The organism is Thermosulfuriphilus ammonigenes (assembly GCF_011207455.1).
In the GTDB taxonomy this organism is placed as follows: domain Bacteria; phylum Desulfobacterota; class Thermodesulfobacteria; order Thermodesulfobacteriales; family ST65; genus Thermosulfuriphilus; species Thermosulfuriphilus ammonigenes.
The window spans coordinates 1745228-1761943 of sequence record NZ_CP048877.1; the positions used below are offsets into that span (position 1 = coordinate 1745228).

Here is a 16716-nt window from a genome sequence, read left to right on the forward strand (position 1 = left end):
GGGGGAGCTTTATGGGAATGTGGCAGAAAATCATCGATTCTTTAGGGGCGGCGGCCTTTGCTGAGGCCGGAGAGTTCGATCAGGCCCGGCAGTATTTGGCTGAGATCGGTCTTCTGGAAGGGGCTTCAGAATCTCTTTCGGCCTGGGATAAGACTATGGTCGCGATGGCCTTTGCCGAGGCCGGGGAGTTTGATTATGCCCAGGAGATTATTCGCGACCCCTCATATCCGCAGGTAAAAGTGGAACGAGAGCTGGATCTTTCCCAGATTCACGAGCGTCTCACAGAGGCTATTACCTTTGCTGAGTCTGGAGTGCCAGAGCACGCCTTGGAGATCATTAAACAGGGGTCTCGGCCCACGGTGGTGGTTATATGTCAGGAGGGACATTACCCTCAGGAACTCTGGGACTGTGCCTTAAAGATGGCCCAGGCCAAAGGGCTGGACATCTTGGTCGTTTCAATCTTTTCGGCCACTTCGGCCTCCCAGGGCCAACTCTCAAGGGAGATCCGTCAGCGGCTCCTCCGCCGGGCCGATGACGGCCTGGCCCCCTGGGTTACCCAGGCCCGCTCTCAAGGCGTCTGTCTGGGACATATGGTCAGCTTTACCTCCCTAGAGGCCACCCTCAGGGCCCTAAAAGATGAGTTTAGGATCCGTTACGTTATTTCTCTGCCGGAGGAAGAAGTCCCTCATTTTGGGGAGGTACACATTTTCTCCTTTTAATCTCAAATCTCCCTTCCTGTTTGACTCCACGATCTTCAAACCTCTTCGGTCTTCCGAACCTTTAGGTTCGGAAGACCGAAAAGTGTCATAGTTTCACTTGACATTTCTTTTTCGAACATCTATTACTGTCCTGTGGTTTCATTTTGAAACACCATGTTACGAAATGCATGGGAGGATGTCATGGGCGAACGCTGGAGGTATTTTGCTGTTTTTGCATCCGTTGGGGCAGCCATGGCCCTCTTTTATAGCTGGGGGGAGGCCTCACCTGAGGCCCAGCAGGCCATAGACCAGATAGTTGAAGGTGACAACTCGCGTCCCTGGTGGTTTTGGCCCTTGGTTCTCTTTGTGGTCACCTTTTTGTTGGGTATTTTAGCCGTCCTCGGTGGGGTAGGGGGTGGGGTCCTCTATGTTCCTATAATTGGTGGTTTTTTCCCTTTTAATTTGGATTTTGTCCGGGGAGCCGGTCTTCTGGTGGCCCTTTCCGGGGCCCTGGCCGCTGGCCCCGGTCTTCTAATGCGCAACCTGGCCAGCCTTCGGTTGGCGATTCCGGTGGCCCTGATTGCCTCTACGGCGGCCATTATCGGGGCTATGATTGGCCTGGCCCTGCCAAAGAATGTAGTCCAGATAGCCCTAGGAGCCACTATTCTTGGTATCGTCGTGGTTATGACCACGGCCAAAAAGAGCGAGTTTCCTGAGGTGAAAAGACCAGACGCCTTATCTCAGGCCTTAGGAATGTGGGGCATCTATCGCGAGAGCTCCACCGGAGAAGTTTACAAATGGTACGTGCATCGGACCCCCTTGGGTATGGCCCTTTTCGTCGTTATCGGTATCATGGCCGGGATGTTCGGCCTGGGGGCCGGGTGGGCCAATGTACCGGTGCTTAATCTGGTTATGGGAGCCCCCATCAAGGTGTCTGTGGCCACCAGCAAGTTTCTTCTCTCTATCACCGATACCTCGGCAGCCTGGGTCTATCTTAACGGCGGTTGCGTTCTGCCGATGATGGTTATTCCCTCTTTAGTGGGTATCATGCTGGGTTCTTTTGTTGGTGTCAGACTCCTGGCGGTGGCCAAGCCGGCTATGGTCCGCTGGGTGGTCATCGGAATGCTCCTTTTTGCCGGTCTCAAAGCCCTTCTTAAGGGATTGGGAATCTGGACTTAAAGTTCGAAGGAGGCAAACATGGCAGAGAGACTGGATCCTCATACCAAAGTGGAAACTCCTCCGGAACAGATCATTTACGCAAAGATTCTTAAGTATGGTTCCCTGGTGGGCATTGCTATCATGCTCCTGACCTTTGTTGTCTATCTTACCGGGGTTTTGCCTCCCTACGTCCCTATAGACAAATTACCGGAGTACTGGAACATGTCGGCCCCGGAGTTTCTGGAGAAGGCCAATATGCCTGCCGGGTGGGGATGGATCAACCTCCTTAACCATGGAGATATTCTTAATTTTATTGGTATTGCCTTTCTCGCTGGCCTGACCATCATCTGCTATCTAGCTATTATTCCCTACCTCTTTAATTCTGGGGCCAGGGCCGTAGGCATTCTGGCCATTGTCGAGGTGTTGATACTCTCGCTGGCGGCCTCAGGGATTATTCATATCGGTCACTGAGGTGGAGGTGGGCTTTATGTCCCGGGGAAAATGATTTAAAAAGACCTCGTGCGGCGTATAGCCTTTGTGGTCAAAAAAGGGGAGAAGGTCCCTCGGGAGGTGGATCGAGCCCTTAACGAGTGTCTTAAGGCCCGAGGGATTGAGATCTTAAGGGACGAGCCCTTTAAAGATGTTGAGGCTATTGTTGTCCTTGGGGGAGACGGGACCCTTCTGCGCACGGCTGCTCTGGCCTACCGTCTGGATGTTCCCCTCCTGGGGATAAACCTGGGGCGTTTGGGCTTCCTGACCGAGATATCCCTGGATGAGGTCTACACGGCCCTTGATCTTCTGGCCCAGAGACGTCTGGATATTGAAGAACGGATGCTTCTTACGGTGACGGCCAATGGTCATCCTAGCCCGCCGGTATTAAACGAGGTGGCCATAGTCAAGGGGCCCTTGGGCCGTATCATTCGGCTTTTTACCGCCGCTGATGGTTCTTTTATCACCACCTACACTGGAGACGGCCTTATTGTCTCCACTCCTACTGGATCTACAGCTTACAGTCTTTCGGCAGGAGGTCCCATTGTTCATCCGGCTCTGGAGGCTATAGTCCTTACCCCTATTTGTCCTTTCATGCTTTCCAGTCGTCCCCTTATTCTCCCTGCCGGGGCGGAAATAGAGGTCTGTTTGGCCGCTGAGGCCGAAGATGTGGTGGTTATTCTAGATGGTCAATCCAGCTTTCATCTTCCTCCGGAAGGACGCCTCCGAATAAAAAAGGCGGAGCGCCCGCTCCGCCTTTTTACCTCACCAACCAAGTGCTACTTTGATATTTTGCGCCGCAAACTCAAGTGGGGAGATCCGGCCCGTCCCGAAGATTAAACCAAGCCTAGGTGAGTTCCTCCTGCTCCTCCTCTTCACGCTTTAGCTTGGCCAAGAGCCGCTCTTTTTCTCTTTCCATGGCCTCCTTGCCAGCCTCAAAGGCTGAAATTACGGCGCTTTTCTTCTCCTCCACGGTGCCTTTGGCCTTCTCCAGGACTTCGCTGGCCTTACTCTGGGCCTCTTCCTTAATCTGGCTGGCTTTGCCTTTAAACTCTTCGGTCAGTCGGGTGGCCCGCAGCCTGGCCTCTTCAGCCCTGGCCGCTAGAGCCTCCCTGGCTTCATCTGTGAGTTCATAGGCCTTGCCTTTGAACTCACCGGTCACCTCCCGCAATCTCTCCCTGGTCTCTTTACCGGAGGCCGGGGCCAGGAGCAGAGCAATGCCGGCCCCAACTATGCCACCCAGAAGAAACGAAAAGGCCACCGTTCCCGTAGAAAATCTTTTTTCTGTCATCTTTTATCAACCTCCTTTCCGAGAGTTTCCGTTAAGTAACGGAGGGTTGTCTTCAAACCTACAGCCATACTGGCCACCTCCACGGCCAGTTGGGTGAGCCCACCTCTTACCAGTTTGGTAACAGTTTGGGCCGTTTGGCCGGCCTCACCGATGGCCTCAAATAGTTCATCGGTTTTGGCCAGGCGTTGATTGATTCCTTCGGCCAGATGGCCGAAATGCTCGGCCATCTCCTTCAACTGGTTTAAAAGTTCGGGGATCTCCCTTTGAAGACGCTGGTCAAGGCCCCGTCCGGCAGCCGCCATGGTCTGGGAAATCTCCTCCACACCCCGTCCTACGGTGGCCAGAGTGGCTTGGAGCTGGGAGAGGGCCCCCTGAAGCTCTTGGGAAAGGGGTTTGATTTCTCCCTCTACGGTGATCACAGCCTTGGTAGCCGCATCCCCTAATTCTTTAAGGGAAGCCGCTGTTTCTTTTAGCTGCGACAAAAGGGGGACAACTTCCTCTTCCAGCCTGGTGGCCGTCGTTTTTAGCTGGACCACTGTGGAATCAAGACTATTTAGGGTTTCTTTAAGTTTGTTCAGAAGGCCTATGAGGTAAAAAGTCCCCACGGCAAAAACAACTACCGCGGCCACTAAAACCAGTTGCTGTAACTCCATGGGGCAACTCCTTAAGAGTTTTGGCAAGTCCTCAGTAAAGATAAGTGCCAGATTCTCGGCTGGCAAGGAAAATAGGCAGTGATTGACGCTTCCGGTTTCTTATAGTAGCTAAGGCCCGAAGTCTTGAGAGGAGAGGTCTTATGGCCATTGTTGTTCCTTTTTGTGGTCTCCGCTACAATCAAGAAAAGATCCAGCTGGAAGACGTAGTTGCCCCTCCCTATGATGTGGTCTCTCCGGCCCAGCAGGAGACTTTCCTTACCAGAGACGCCCATAATATCTTTCATCTTGAACTGGGGCGCGTCCTGCCTGGAGACAACGAGACTGAAAACCGCTACACCCGGGCCAGTCAGCGTTTTAAAGACTGGCTGACCAAGGGAATCCTCATCCGGGACAAAGAGCCTTCTTTCTACTACTATGAGATGGCCTTTTCTCTAGAGGAAAAATCCCTTGTTCGCCGGGGGTTCATTTGTCTGGTTCGCCTTGAGGATTGGTCTTCGGGGGTCATTCGGCCCCATGAACGAACCTTTGAATCGGTGACTTCAGACCGTCTTAAGCTATTGCGTTCCTGCCAGGCCCAGTTCAGTCAGGTCTTTTGTCTTTATTCCGACCCCAGACTTCAGACAGTAAAACGTCTTAAAGAGGCGGCCCAGGAGCTTTTAGAAGTTCGAGATGGGACAGGGGTCATTCATCGTCTCTTTCGAGTCTCTGAGACCAAGGCCATTCGTTTTGTCCGGCGACTCCTTGAGCCTCAGCCCCTGTATATCGCCGACGGTCATCATCGTTATACCACCGCCCTTACCTACCGGAATGAAATGCGGCGGATCTACGGCCCCAATCCCCACTTAGCCTTCAACTACATCATGATGTATCTGTGTCCTATGGAAGATGAGGGGCTGGTCATTCTGCCCACCCATAGAATCCTTAAGGAATCACGTCTCATTTCGGACCTAGAGGTCTCTTTAAGCCCTCTCTTTAAGGCCCTACCGGTTACCAAGGAACGGGCCGAGGAGGAACTTGGTCGGGCCCCTAAGGGTTCCTTTGTCGCCCTTGAGGGCGAGGAGTCAGTGCTCTTTGAGGCGGATACGGAGCGAATCATGGAGGCCTTAAAAGATCTGCCTCCAGAGCTTCGCTCCCTGGAGGTGACCATCTTTACCGAACTGGTCCTTAAGAGGGCCCTTGGCTATCCAGAAGATCGACTCAAGAGCCCAGATCTTCTTTCTTTTACCCCCTGGGCCCGGGAGGTTTTGGCGGCGGCCCGCCAGGGGCATCTGGGGTTCCTTCTAAAGCCCACCACGGTGGCCGAACTCAAGGCCGTCTCTGATGCCGGCCTGACCATGCCCCATAAATCCACCTACTTTTACCCCAAGATACTAACCGGCCTGGTGCTATACCATATGGATCCCCAGGAAGAGTTGCGCTGAAATCATGGATGACGAGGTCAGCTGTGAAGAGCTTTTTGGCCGGCTGAGTGTTTGTCAGCCCCGAAGGGGGTATCGTTATTCTATAGACGCCTTTCTTCTGGCCGGGTTTGTAAGACTGAAGCCGGGAGAGTTGGCAGTGGAGTTTGGTAGCGGATGCGGGATTGTCTCTCTTATCCTGGCCCTTCGGTTTCCGGGAGCCAGAATATTGGGGTTGGAGGTTCAGAAACGTCTGGCCCTTTTGGCCGCCAGAAATCTCAAGACCTCTGGTCTGCAGGACCGGGTCCTTTTTCTCAGGGCTGATGTGCGAGAGGCCCGGCAGATCATAGCGGCTTCGGTAGATGTGGTTCTGGCTAATCCCCCCTATCGGCCTCTGGGGACGGGGCGTCTTAACCCCTTAGAAGAGGAGACCGTGGCCAGACACGAAGTTTTGCTTGACTTAAGGGCCCTTTTAGCGGCCGCGGCGGCCATCCTTAAGGAAAGGGGGCGCCTTTATCTTATCTATCCGGCCTCCCGTCTGGTGGCCCTTTTGGCAGAAAGTCGCAGACTTGGTCTTGAGCCCAAACGGCTTCAGGTGGTTCATTCCTATCCCGGAGATTATGGACGCCTTGTACTCTTTGAGGCCCGTAAAGGAGCCGGCGAGGAGCTCCGGATTTTGCCCCCCTTCTTTATCTATCAGGCTCCGGGTGGGCCTTACACCTCCCAGGCCGAGGGCCTTTTCCGCCTCTGAGCCTCCTTTGCCTGCCAGGCCTTAATCCTTAAGCGTAAAAAGGCCTCCCGCAGATCTTCATCTTCAATATGGGCCAGCTCCCGGGCCAGGGCCTCTTTCACCTCTGCGGGGACCACTACCGGAGATCGGCTTTCGCTGGTCTTTGACCTTACAGGCCCTAGACGAAAGGTTATTTCTTTGACCAGTTCTTCGCCCAGGGCCCGGTTGAGAGACCTTTTCAGGTAGCGAGCCTGGAGACTTAGCTGTTGCATCCAGACCGAGTTGGTTACCCTGACCGTAAGACGTCCTCGCCCAAAATCTGCTGGCTGGGCCCGACGGGCCACCTCTGGGCCTACAGCCTCTTCCCAGACCTTCCAGATGCGGCGGCCCGCCAGTCTTTCCTGCCAGCCCTTGGTCTTCCAGAGAGATCCGATGATGCCGCCAATGGCTTCCAAGGCTAGAGATACTCCTTGACTTTGGATTCGATGAGCTGGCGGATCTCCTCCAGCCTCTCGGGAGACAAGGCCTCGAACCTGAGCACCAGGACAGGTTGAGTGTTGGAGGCCCTGACCAGACCCCAGCCGTCGGGGAAGGTTACCCGGACACCGTCGACATCAATAACCTCGTAATGGGCCTTGAAGTACTCCTTAAGGCCCTCAACAATGGCAAACTTCTTCTCATCCGGGCAGGGAACCCTGATCTCCGGGGTGGAGTAGGTCTGGGGCAGATCGGCCAAGAAACTGGAAAGCGGTCTGTCCTGGGCGGCGACAATTTCGGCCAGTCGAAGAGAGGCATAAACGGCGTCATCAAAGCCGAAGAAGCGATCGGCAAAGAAGATGTGACCACTCATTTCTCCGGCCAAAAGGGCTGATTCCTCCTTCATCTTTTTTTTGATTAGGGAGTGGCCGGTTTTCCACATGATTGGTCGGCCCCCGTGGCGGGCAATATCATCATAGAGGACCTGAGAGCACTTAACCTCACCGATAATGGCTGCACCAGGGTGGCGCTGAAGGATATCCCGGGCAAAGATAATCAGGAGCTGGTCTCCGAAGAGAATATTGCCCTTTTCATCAACCACGCCGATGCGGTCTCCATCGCCGTCATACCCCACCCCAAAGTCAGCCTTGGTCTCTACTACCTTGGCCTGGAGTTCCTTGATGTTGTCAGGAACGGTGGGGTCAGGGAAGTGGTTAGGGAAGGTGCCATCGACCTGGCAGTAGAGTTCAATAACCTCGCAACCAAGTTCCCGGAAAAGATCCGGGGCTGTAAGGGCGGCTACCCCATTGCCGGCATCGAGAACCACCTTGAGAGGGCGCTGGAGTTTGATGTCCTGTTTAACCCAGTTTTTGTAGGCCGGGATGATTTCATAGGTGGAGAGGCTTCCTTGGCCTGTTTCAAAATCTTCTGCCTCGATAAGCTTTCTGAGCTCCTGAATTTGAGGGCCATAGATGGTTTCTTTGCCCACGCAGATTTTAAAACCGTTGAACTCAGGGGGGTTATGAGACCCGGTTACCTGGATGCCTCCACTGGTATCAAGGTGGAATAGAGAAAAGTACATAAGGGGGGTAGGGCAGAGACCAATATCAATGACGTCGATCCCCGTGGAGAGGATCCCCTCCATGAGGGCCTTTTGAAAGGGTTCTGAAGAGAGCCGTCCATCGCGACCACAGGTGATCTTCTTTCCGCCGGTCCTTTTGACGGTGGTGCCGAAGGCCTGACCAATGGCCCGGATAACCTCTTCGGTAAGATCCTCTCCCACCTTGCCTCGGATATCGTACTCGCGAAAGATAAGTGGATTGATCCTCATGGCTGGGTCTCCTTTGCTGAGGGTTTGTCTTTCCCTTAAGTCTTTTGAACACCGGCGTCAACTGCGCTGTGAGGACGAAGGTGGCGGAGTCGAAGTCGTAGAAATGTCTGGCCCCTGAAATCATGGAGTTCGGGGGTGACGGCCAGTTCAAAGGATTCAAGATCTTCTTGGGCCAAGTTGGCCATGCCGAAGGCCACGGCAGGGAGGGTCAGACCATCCTGCCAGAGAAGAAGCTGGAGGTGGCCATTGCCCATAGTTTTTTGTTGCCGCACCTTGAACCCCGAAAGAGTAAAGATTGGTTCCGGCCAGCCGGGGCCAAAGGGTTCAAGATGCGGGAAAAGTTTCAAGAATTCGGGATCAAGGAGATCCTTTATGGTGACCCGGGCATCAACCTTGAGGGCCGATACCGGAGGGGCACTGATCAGGGCCTCTTCTACGGCCTGAAAGAAGGACCTTTTGAAGGGCTCGAGATTAGAGATGTGGAGGGCTAGTCCGGCGGCGGCGGCATGGCCTCCAAAGCCCAGGAGGTGCTCTCGGCAACGGCTGAGGAGCCGGTACAGGTGAAGCCCCTCGGGACAGCGTCCGGATCCTTTAGCCAGCCCGTTTTCATCAATCGATAGAAGGACCACCGGTTGAAGAAGCTGTTCCTGGATTTTGGCGGCTACTATCCCCAGGACACCTTTGGGCCAGTTACTTCCAGCCAAGACCTGAGCCGGAGCCTCTGGTTCTATCATGGCCAGAGCCTCTTTGAGGAGCTCAGCCTCTAGGCGTTGGCGCTGGCTGTTTAGCTGGCCAAGTTTGTGAGCCAGCTCTTGAGCCTCTTCTGTTTTTTCGGTGGTTAGAAGTCTAAAGGCCAGCAGGGCTTCTTCCAGGCGGCCTGCGGCATTGATACGCGGCCCTAGTCGGAAGGCCACCTCGGTGGTCCCCACTCTGGCCCCTTCAAGACCGCTTTCAGCTTTAAGGGCCCGAATGCCTGGACGATGGGCCTGGCTTAAAAGATCTAGCCCGATCTTCACTAAGGTGCGGTTCTCCCCTCTAAGAGGGGCCATGTCGGCTACGGTCCCCAGGGCGACCAGATCCAGGAGCTCTCGAAGGTTGGGCATGGTCTCCCGAGATAGCCTTCCCTGCCGGTAAAGTCGGCCTCTTACAGCCCTGGCCAGATTGAGGGCCACCCCTACTCCGGCCAGGTTTTTTTCGGGATAGCGACAGTCTCTTCTCTGGGGGTTGACTACCGCCAAGGCCGGAGGAAGTTCTGTGGGCACCTGATGATGATCGGTGATGATAACCTCCATGCCCGCCTCTCGGGCCAAGGCGGTGGCCTCATGAGCGGTTATACCGCAATCAACCGTAATGACTAACCGGGCTCCGGTTTCCTTAAGACGGCTGATGAGGTGGGCGTGAAAGCCGTAACCGTCTTCTTCTCGGTGAGGAAAGAAGACCTCTACCGGATGACCTAAACGCCTGAAGAAGTGCCAAAGGAGGGCCGTGGCTGTAACTCCATCGGCGTCATAGTCCCCATAGATGAGAATCTTTTCCCTGCGGGAGATGGCCAGGATAATTCGAGCCACAGCCCGGTCCATGTCAGCCATAAGGAAGGGGTCATGGAGTCGAGATAGATTGGGGAAGAGGGCTTCTCTGGCTTCAGCGGCCTTCCCTATGCCTCGATGAAAGAGTATCCGGGCGATGAGAGGGGGCAGGCCAGATTCCCTGAGGAAATGCCGCAGACGGGCCTGATCTGCGAGATAGTTGAGCCACTGCTTCACGGCCCAAAGACTAGCTGTCTCCATTTCAAAGATCAAGGCGATTCCCGTGCTTCATTTTGAAACAGAAAATCCTTGACTCCTGATGCAAGGTGTGTCTTTAATCTCTATAGGAAACTAAAATTTCCTAAAATTCTTAAAATTTTAATTTTTAGGGGAGGGGGTTATGAAATCTTTTGCCTTGCTACTTCTCTCCTTTTGTTTTCTCTCCGGGCTCGGCGCCTCCAGTAGGGCGGCCCAGATAGACAGTCTCCAAGAGCTGATTAAGCGCTATGATTCTTCCTCCTGCAAAGAATGTCATCAAGAGATCTATGAAGAGTGGCAAAAATCCATGCACGCCCGTTCCATCTTCGGTCGTCTGGGGAGGACTTCGGCCACCCTGATAACCACCATTGAAAAAGGACTTAAACGCTGGCCCTATTCCGGGGTCAAAGAACCGGAGGACGTGCGTATAAAACATCTCATGGGATGCGCTAAATGTCATCTGCCCCAGCTAGCCCAGGCCAGTGATCAGGTTGCCCAGGAGTTGGTGGAGAACCTTTATGCCTGGTATGAGGACGACGATGAGGAGGCCGAGGCCCGTTTGAAAAGCCTCAACATCGGCTGTCTCGTCTGTCACAACCTTAAGGCTATCACCCACAAATGGGTGGACGGGCCGCCAGATCCTAAGGCTGTCTATGGCGACAAGGTTGGTTCTCATGAGGATGAGACATATCCCCTTCTCAAAAAGAGCCCCATAATGGGAGAGTCTATCCTCTGCGGCCAGTGTCATGGCCTGGGGCCCAATCTGGAATTGGATAATCCCACTCAGTGCGCCACCCTCTATGGTAGCTACCTTTTTGCCTATGTTGCTGAAGGTGGTCATGAAACCTGCCAAGACTGTCATATGCGTCGCTCCGGCAAAGGCCATGATATTCAGTCCTACAGGGATCCGGCCATGTACCAACAGGCTGTGGCCATAGAGGTGGATGGTCTGGCTTACTACTGGCGTAAAAGCAAGGCCGAAGGGGTCATACCTCTGGGGGTGATCAGAGTGGCCCTTACTAACCGGGCTGGTCATGCCATCCCCGATGGCTGACCTACCCCCAACCGGGTGGTCCTGGAGGTGACCGCCACAACCCCTGAGGGAGAAGAAGTCTATCGAAATTCGGTAATTTACATGCCCCATCCAGGCAGGATGTGCCGGGGGGCAGAGATGGGCCGAGGACCTTACGAAAAATGTGGTCTGGTTCGCGAGACCAGCCTGCCTCCCGGAAAGACGATCCACCAGAGCTTTGAGATCACCTTTCCCTATCAGGATATGGTTAAAGATGGCCGCTTCGTGGATAGAATCCTTAAGACCAAAAGACTAAATACCCGGGTAAGGCTATGGTATCTTCCCTTTGGCGGCTTTGATGGCAATGAAGTCCTCTGGTTTGAGAAAGACCTTTCTCTGGAACTGAAGGGAGATTGGGTCTGGAAGAGATAGTCTTTTTGGCTTCTGCTTCTTAGCTTCTGGTTATATAAGGGAGCCGGGGAAAGACATAGATCCTGCTTTCCCCGGCTTTTTAAAGGCCCTTTTTCAGAGTAAATAAGAGACCGTGATCCGGGTCCTTCATACCTCAGACTGGCATCTTGGCAAGACCTTCGAAGGAACAGATTTTTCCCTCCTTGAAGAACAGGAAGCAGCCCTTCAGGAACTGGTTGAGCTTGTCCAGGCCGAGGACTTCCATTTGGTGGTAGTGGCCGGAGATATCTTTGACCACTATCTGCCCCCGGCGACGGCCCAGCGCCTCTTCTATGACACCTTGGCGGAGCTTTCCGAGGGAGGGAAGCGGCCAGTGGTGGTTATCGCCGGCAATCATGACTCTCCGGATCTTCTCACCTCGGCCCGGGGCTTTACCCTGAACCAAGGGGTAGTTATGGCCGGCCGGCCGGGGGAGCTAGAGGCCTGGGAGCACCAGACCAGAAACTTCAGGCTCGTGGTGCGAGGCCCTCAATTAAAGATTGATTTCCCTCAGGGCGCGCTGACCCTCTTTCTCCTGCCCTACCCTTCGGAGGTAAGGCTTTCGGGGGAGGGTAGCCTGACCAATCGGCTCCGGTCCCTGGCCGCCTACCTGCCCCTGGGGGAGGTGGATGTTCTCCTGGGGCATATCTTTCTTGAGCGAGGGGAGCTGGCCGGCTCGGAACGGCAGATCCTGGGTGATCTGGCAGTCCTTCCCCGGGAGTTGCTCCCTCCGGCCAGGATTATGGCCTTGGGGCACCTTCATGGCTACCAGCGTTTCCGAGACGCCTGCTATAGTGGTTCTATCTTTCCTTTTTCCCGCCAGGAGGCCCGCCGACGTTCAAAAAAGTTTTTCTCTCTCATTGAATTGCCAGATGAGGGAGAGCCGCGGCTTGAGGCCATTCCCATTACCCGGCCGAAGTCAGTGGCCGTGGTGACGGCAGAGACTCCGGATGAGGCCTTACTTCTGGCTGAAGACAGGCCCAAGGAGCTGGTTTTCCTGGAGATTTCTCGACCCCCCAGTGGTCCGGAGACTATCGAAAGACTCAAAAAGGCCTTCTCCGGTCGGCTCTTAGGGCTTCGTTTTGCCCCGCCTCAGCCATCTGAGGCTCAACTGGGCCCTTCGGATACCAGAGGCCTTACCGATCGGGATCTTTTTGTGGAGTTTTATCGCCGTCTTTATCAAAAAGACCCTCCGGAACCTCTTCTTTCGCTCTTTCTCAGACTGATGTCCCAGGTCGGGGAGATAGCTTAGTTTCTATTTGGGGCTATCTGGTGGCTCTTCCAGAAGGGAGTAGTGGCCCTCAAAGAAGGCTTTTACGTATCGTTTCCTGGTGGCCTCATCCTGAAGGGGCATATCAAGTTGACGGGTGAATCCCATAAGACGTCCGAGTTGATCCAGCCGCTCGGCAATCTCCTCCTCCCTCCCCTCGATAAAGGCAGCAAAGACAGCGTCGGCCTTGGTTTCCACCCGGAAGTCCAGCTCTCGAAGAATATCCACCAGGAGCAGAGAACGCTGGATCCGTCCTTCAGCTCCGGCTCCTCCTCCGCCGAATCGGAAAAAGAGATAGTTGTGGCTCGGGAATTCGGTCTTTCGGACCTCTACCGCCAGAAGATGATAGGCCATCCGACAGCGAAGAAAGAGATAATCAGGCAGGAGGATACCAAACCCCCGTCCGCCCTCCTGGGTAACATCACGATGGACAAAGGAGCGAGAGAGCACCGAGAGAAAGCCCCCCAGGTGAAATTCTACTGGTCCTGACCAGCTGACTCCCTCATGGGTCATCCCCCGCCAGAGGTCCAGAAAGGGCCGGCAGAGAATATCAGAGATGGTTATCTCTCGTCGAAAGGCGGCTAAAGAAGAAAGGCCCCGTCCCAGGTTAAGGAAATAAAAGGAAAGAGGTACCCGGGGATCTCGAAGGAGATGGGTAAGACTAAGGGCCTCAGGGCTATGGAAGCTTTCCCAGAAGACGGCTTCCAAACCCAGGTGAAGGATGTCTGCCGGACCAATGATCTCCTCGGCTTCAACGGCTACCAAAGGATCTTCGGCTCCCAGGATTAAAGGAATGTGAATTTCAAACAGGAACCGCCATTTATCCGGAAGGGGAGGGTTTTTGGTCTTGAGCAAAGAGCGTTTCCAGCCCCGATAAAGCCGTCCTCTTTCGGTGTCTAGGCTGATCAGAGTCTGATCTTCTATCAGATCTGGGGGCAGACCAAGGGCCTCCGGCTTGATCTCCAGCGGGGATTCGGTCTCCGACCGTTGATTGAAGGTTCCAGCCAGAGATCCCGGCCCTATGGGTCTGACTTCGGCCTCTAAGACGGCTTCGGATTCCAGAAGCCTCGGTGGAGAGACCTTAAGGGGAAAGATACCCACCAGCCTGAGACGACCTCCTTCTTCCAGAAGCCAGCGAATTTCCCGGGGGCCTTCGAAATGGGCCTCAAGGAGCTGGCCATATTCCCAGAGCCGGAGCAGGTGTCTGTCTTCAAGAGGTGATAGTCTCTGGAGCTCCGGGGAAAGACTTTTTTCTTCCGGAAGGCCTTCTGATACTAAAAAGAGGCCTTTTTTCCTTGACCCACTCATTCCAGAGATGATTTTTTTCTGGTGGCGATCAATAAGGAAGACATCAGCCCCACCACCGGCTTCAATGATCCCTCCAACTCCCCAGAAGGCCACAGCCAGGGCCAAATTTTCACCCGGAAAGCGGGGGTCCAGGGAGTAAAAAACCCCCGAGGCAATGACCTTTGTCTTGGCGACGACCAGACAGGGGAGAAAGAAGGCCCTGGGAAGACCGAGGTAGGCCCTTTTCTCAAGGGCCGCCAAAAGGGCCAGGCCACAGGTCCTCTGAAGGCTATCTTGCCCCGGGTTCTCGGTAGCGGCCAGGCCCAAGAGCCCCTGTTCCTGGTGACCAAAGGCCAGAAATATGGCTTTGTTGGCCTCTAGTATCTCTGGGACTGAAGCAAGCTCTGGGCCGAAAAGTCGGCCAAGCCTTTCCTGCCAGAGGCCGTGGTCCTGGTTAGAGAGGATCTCTTCTAATTCTTGATGATTAAGCCCCATGGGGCCCGTTTCAGGGATGATCACTACTCCCCGAGGGACAGGAAGACCGAGGGCTCTGGCCTCAGCTAACTCGGCCAGAGGTCGACCAATGACTTCGGCAGCTGTAAGGTCAAGACTGCTTAAGGGAAGGATTCTCCCCCGCTCCTCTTCTATAGTGCTGATTTGCTTCTGAATCTCCTCAATGTGGGCAAAAAGCCAGGCATATCGATTTTCTGTAAGATCGTTGAGGATACGGACATTGTTTTTAAGCTCAAAGATAAGGTCTTCAAAACGGGACTTTAGCCACCCCGGCTTTGTCCCTCGGCTGAGACGAAAGCGAATCTCTTCTAATACCTGAAGGGAAAGCAGCCTGGTCTCCAAAAAGTCCATAAGGGCTATATTTCTTCGTTTGAGCCCCGGAGATCCGCCTCCAAGAAAGAGACGGGCCAGTTGCCCTTCCTCTGGAGGACTCTTTTCTTCTTTGCTAAAAAGCCAGTCTTTTACCTTCTGCCAGAGAGAGTCTTTCATCTATTTTGAGATTGGTACACGGTCTTTTATGAAGACCAGTAAATCAACAATGGTTTGGCAATCTCTGGGCTCAGATGCATGAACCGGAGGGGGAAAAGACATGGAGCCGATATGATTTAACATCCTCCGAAGGATACGGCGAGGAGCGTTTTGTTGCCAGCGGCAGTGGAGAGGGGGCTCTGGGTTCATTATCCAACCTCCGGGGGCAATTCGTCCCTCATTGGCATCCAGGGTGAGATTACCCGCGGGAATTTCGTCTTTAGGATCCAGAACAAGAAACGGTATCTTTTTCTGACGACAGACAGAGGCCAGAAAGCTGGCTGGGTTGCCCTCTCGGGCCAGAATTCCTAGAGCCGGATGGACCGGCCGGTGGCTGTCGTTGTTAATCAGGAGAATTCCTTCTCCCCCCTCTTCTTTAGAGGATTCGTCCTGGAGAGGGCCACTTACAAGACCGGGACTGCCAGCCCGGAAAAGGGCTGTTGCCGGAATCCTTCCCCCGAAACTCTCTCCTTGGAGGTATAATTGCGAGATGAGGAACTCTCCTCCCCTTACCTTAAGCCATCGCATCTTAAGGCTTTGTTCCAGGTAATTGGCCGCCCTGTTAGCCAACAGGGCCAGCTGGGTAATCTCCTCGGGGCCGAGAAAGGCCTCTGGTAGGGCCTCTCGGCTCTTAAATGGAGGTTGGGGGTCAAAAACTATTTTAATAGAGGGGGCATCAAACTGGATGCTTAGCTCCTCAGATGATATGGAAAGCCAGCCGCTGAGACTGGGGGCTACCGTTTCTCCGGCTATAACTATCGGACGTAACCCCCCAAGATGATCTTCTGTTAAAAGGAGACGCTGATCAGTCAGTAAGGTCAAGATGAGGCTTCGATAGGCCTCAAGTATAGCCTTTGCCTCTGGAGAGACGCCGGTAATCCTTTTTTTTACTTCCGGGAAAGAAAGAGAAACTTCTAGGCTGAGAGATTTCTGGAACTTTCCTTCCTCTTTATGGCCGAGAGATTTTTTTAACGCCTCTTCCAGGCGGACAGGAAAGGACGCCGCTTCTATCTTCTGGCGGATTTCAGTAGCCATTTTTAGGCCCTCTTCCTGCCCCAGACTACCTTCCAGCCTAAGCCACTCCTCTTCGAGATCATTTTCACGGAGCAAACAAGAGAAGGCCTCCCTGGTGAAGAGAAGGCCGTCGGTGACTGGAAAACGGAGATAATTTTTAACCTCGGCCAAGGCGGCCAAGGAGGCTCCGGCCCAGGAAGAGTCTTCAAGGTCTAAGGAGCTAAGGGGAATAATCAGCCGCTGGCCCCTTGGAGGCCTTCCCTCAATGACGGCCTCTATACGGCTGCAGATTTCCTCAAACCTTTCGGCCAGAAGAAGATGTTTCCCTTCGGTAAGAGAGAAAAACTCATTCAGGATTTCGATCATCCTCCGGCGCAGACAGCGATAGAGATGACGAACTTTCTTGGGAGCTAGGGGCTGATTGTTTCCCAGCAGATCTTCCATGGCCTTGATTCCCACTTCAACCTCTTCGATGAGTCCATCAAGAAGCGTTAGTCGGTCCTGAAAAAAGAATTCCTGGAGGTCAATGACCGGCCGTTCTCTTTCAGGTTGAAAGATTTTTTTAAGGCGTCTTAAAAATTCCATATCTTCTCGATAGTCCTTCCTGCTCTGGCCCAGATACTAAAGGCGGCTAC

15 protein-coding genes are annotated in these 16716 nt (G+C 54.0%); 8 read left to right on the plus strand and 7 right to left on the minus strand.

The genetic code is table 11. From position 1 onward, the window contains the following. The first annotated feature begins 11 nt into the window (after positions 1-11). From G4V39_RS08530 to G4V39_RS08545, 4 genes are all read left to right on the plus strand, one after another. Complete coding sequence (locus tag G4V39_RS08530; RefSeq protein WP_166032530.1) at positions 12-719, plus strand: type 1 periplasmic-binding domain-containing protein; 708 nt, start codon at positions 12-14, stop codon at positions 717-719. Positions 720-899: 180 nt separating this feature from the next. Continuing rightward, complete coding sequence (locus G4V39_RS08535) at positions 900-1877, plus strand: sulfite exporter TauE/SafE family protein (protein ID WP_166032531.1); 978 nt, start codon at positions 900-902, stop codon at positions 1875-1877. 18 nt (positions 1878-1895) lie between these two features. Beyond that, entirely contained in the window at positions 1896-2327 is a 432-nt protein-coding gene (locus G4V39_RS08540; RefSeq protein WP_166032532.1) for a hypothetical protein, read from the plus strand. A 48-nt stretch (positions 2328-2375) separates the two neighbouring features. Beyond that, the gene (locus G4V39_RS08545) at positions 2376-3185 is read left to right on the plus strand and encodes an NAD(+)/NADH kinase (protein ID WP_166032533.1); all 810 of its coding nucleotides are present in this window, start codon (positions 2376-2378) and stop codon (positions 3183-3185) included. 7 nt (positions 3186-3192) lie between these two features. Here G4V39_RS08545 and G4V39_RS08550 read toward each other — a convergent pair whose 3' ends face one another. Both G4V39_RS08550 and G4V39_RS08555 read right to left on the minus strand, forming a co-directional pair. After that, entirely contained in the window at positions 3193-3636 is a 444-nt protein-coding gene (locus G4V39_RS08550) for a YtxH domain-containing protein (protein ID WP_166032534.1), read from the minus strand. Then, positions 3633-4289 carry a coiled-coil domain-containing protein gene (locus G4V39_RS08555; protein WP_166032535.1) on the minus strand — a complete coding sequence of 219 codons (657 nt, stop codon included), beginning with the start codon at positions 4287-4289 and terminating at the stop codon, positions 3633-3635. The genes G4V39_RS08550 and G4V39_RS08555 overlap by 4 nt, the downstream gene beginning before the upstream one ends. A 140-nt stretch (positions 4290-4429) precedes the next feature. Here G4V39_RS08555 and G4V39_RS08560 point away from each other — a divergent pair, with 140 nt between their 5' ends. Then, complete coding sequence (locus tag G4V39_RS08560; RefSeq protein ID WP_166032536.1) at positions 4430-5710, plus strand: DUF1015 domain-containing protein; 1281 nt, start codon at positions 4430-4432, stop codon at positions 5708-5710. A 4-nt stretch (positions 5711-5714) separates the two neighbouring features. Then, positions 5715-6437 carry a tRNA1(Val) (adenine(37)-N6)-methyltransferase gene (locus tag G4V39_RS08565; protein WP_166032537.1) on the plus strand — a complete coding sequence of 241 codons (723 nt, stop codon included), beginning with the start codon at positions 5715-5717 and terminating at the stop codon, positions 6435-6437. Here G4V39_RS08565 and G4V39_RS08570 read toward each other — a convergent pair. From G4V39_RS08570 to recJ, 3 genes are read right to left on the minus strand one after another with little or no spacing between them, the layout of a single operon-like run. Further along, positions 6401-6871, minus strand: coding sequence for a DciA family protein (locus G4V39_RS08570; protein ID WP_166032538.1), 471 nt, complete (start codon positions 6869-6871; stop codon positions 6401-6403). The two genes, G4V39_RS08565 and G4V39_RS08570, sit on opposite strands and share 37 nt — an antisense overlap. A gap of 2 nt (positions 6872-6873) precedes the next feature. Further along, a complete protein-coding gene (locus G4V39_RS08575) occupies positions 6874-8223 on the minus strand; it encodes a phosphomannomutase/phosphoglucomutase (protein WP_166032539.1) in 1350 nt (449 codons plus the stop codon). Positions 8224-8258: 35 nt separating this feature from the next. Beyond that, positions 8259-10010, minus strand: a complete 1752-nt coding sequence (gene recJ / locus G4V39_RS08580; protein WP_166032540.1) for a single-stranded-DNA-specific exonuclease RecJ — start codon at positions 10008-10010, stop codon at positions 8259-8261. Positions 10011-10149: 139 nt separating this feature from the next. Between recJ and extKL the strand changes: the two genes are divergently transcribed. Further along, the gene (gene extKL, locus G4V39_RS08585; protein ID WP_248595818.1) at positions 10150-11451 is read left to right on the plus strand and encodes a multiheme c-type cytochrome (seleno)protein ExtKL; all 1302 of its coding nucleotides are present in this window, start codon (positions 10150-10152) and stop codon (positions 11449-11451) included. Between the two features lie 112 nt (positions 11452-11563). After that, positions 11564-12721 carry a metallophosphoesterase family protein gene (locus G4V39_RS08595; RefSeq protein ID WP_166032542.1) on the plus strand — a complete coding sequence of 386 codons (1158 nt, stop codon included), beginning with the start codon at positions 11564-11566 and terminating at the stop codon, positions 12719-12721. Positions 12722-12724: 3 nt separating this feature from the next. On the opposite strand, the gene G4V39_RS08600 is transcribed toward G4V39_RS08595, so the two are convergent. Together G4V39_RS08600 and G4V39_RS08605 are read right to left on the minus strand one after the other, a co-directional pair. Then, positions 12725-15028: a PEP/pyruvate-binding domain-containing protein gene (locus G4V39_RS08600; RefSeq protein ID WP_166032543.1), complete on the minus strand. Its 2304-nt coding sequence runs from the start codon at positions 15026-15028 to the stop codon at positions 12725-12727. Beyond that, on the minus strand, positions 15029-16666 hold the full coding sequence (locus G4V39_RS08605) for a hypothetical protein (RefSeq protein WP_166032544.1): 1638 nt from the start codon (positions 16664-16666) through the stop codon (positions 15029-15031). It abuts the gene before it with no gap. Positions 16667-16716 lie beyond the last annotated feature (50 nt).

Coding starts and splice junctions, on each gene's coding strand:
- G4V39_RS08600 (WP_166032543.1), bottom strand. CDS start 15,028: ATGAAAGACTCTCTCTGGCAGAAGGTAAAAGACTGGCTTTTTAGCAAA.
- G4V39_RS08535 (WP_166032531.1), top strand. CDS start 900: ATGGGCGAACGCTGGAGGTATTTTGCTGTTTTTGCATCCGTTGGGGCA.
- G4V39_RS08540 (WP_166032532.1), top strand. CDS start 1,896: ATGGCAGAGAGACTGGATCCTCATACCAAAGTGGAAACTCCTCCGGAA.
- G4V39_RS08560 (WP_166032536.1), top strand. CDS start 4,430: ATGGCCATTGTTGTTCCTTTTTGTGGTCTCCGCTACAATCAAGAAAAG.
- G4V39_RS08575 (WP_166032539.1), bottom strand. CDS start 8,223: ATGAGGATCAATCCACTTATCTTTCGCGAGTACGATATCCGAGGCAAG.
- G4V39_RS08555 (WP_166032535.1), bottom strand. CDS start 4,289: ATGGAGTTACAGCAACTGGTTTTAGTGGCCGCGGTAGTTGTTTTTGCC.
- G4V39_RS08550 (WP_166032534.1), bottom strand. CDS start 3,636: ATGACAGAAAAAAGATTTTCTACGGGAACGGTGGCCTTTTCGTTTCTT.
- recJ (WP_166032540.1), bottom strand. CDS start 10,010: ATGGAGACAGCTAGTCTTTGGGCCGTGAAGCAGTGGCTCAACTATCTC.
- G4V39_RS08565 (WP_166032537.1), top strand. CDS start 5,715: ATGGATGACGAGGTCAGCTGTGAAGAGCTTTTTGGCCGGCTGAGTGTT.
- G4V39_RS08530 (WP_166032530.1), top strand. CDS start 12: ATGGGAATGTGGCAGAAAATCATCGATTCTTTAGGGGCGGCGGCCTTT.
- G4V39_RS08605 (WP_166032544.1), bottom strand. CDS start 16,666: ATGGAATTTTTAAGACGCCTTAAAAAAATCTTTCAACCTGAAAGAGAA.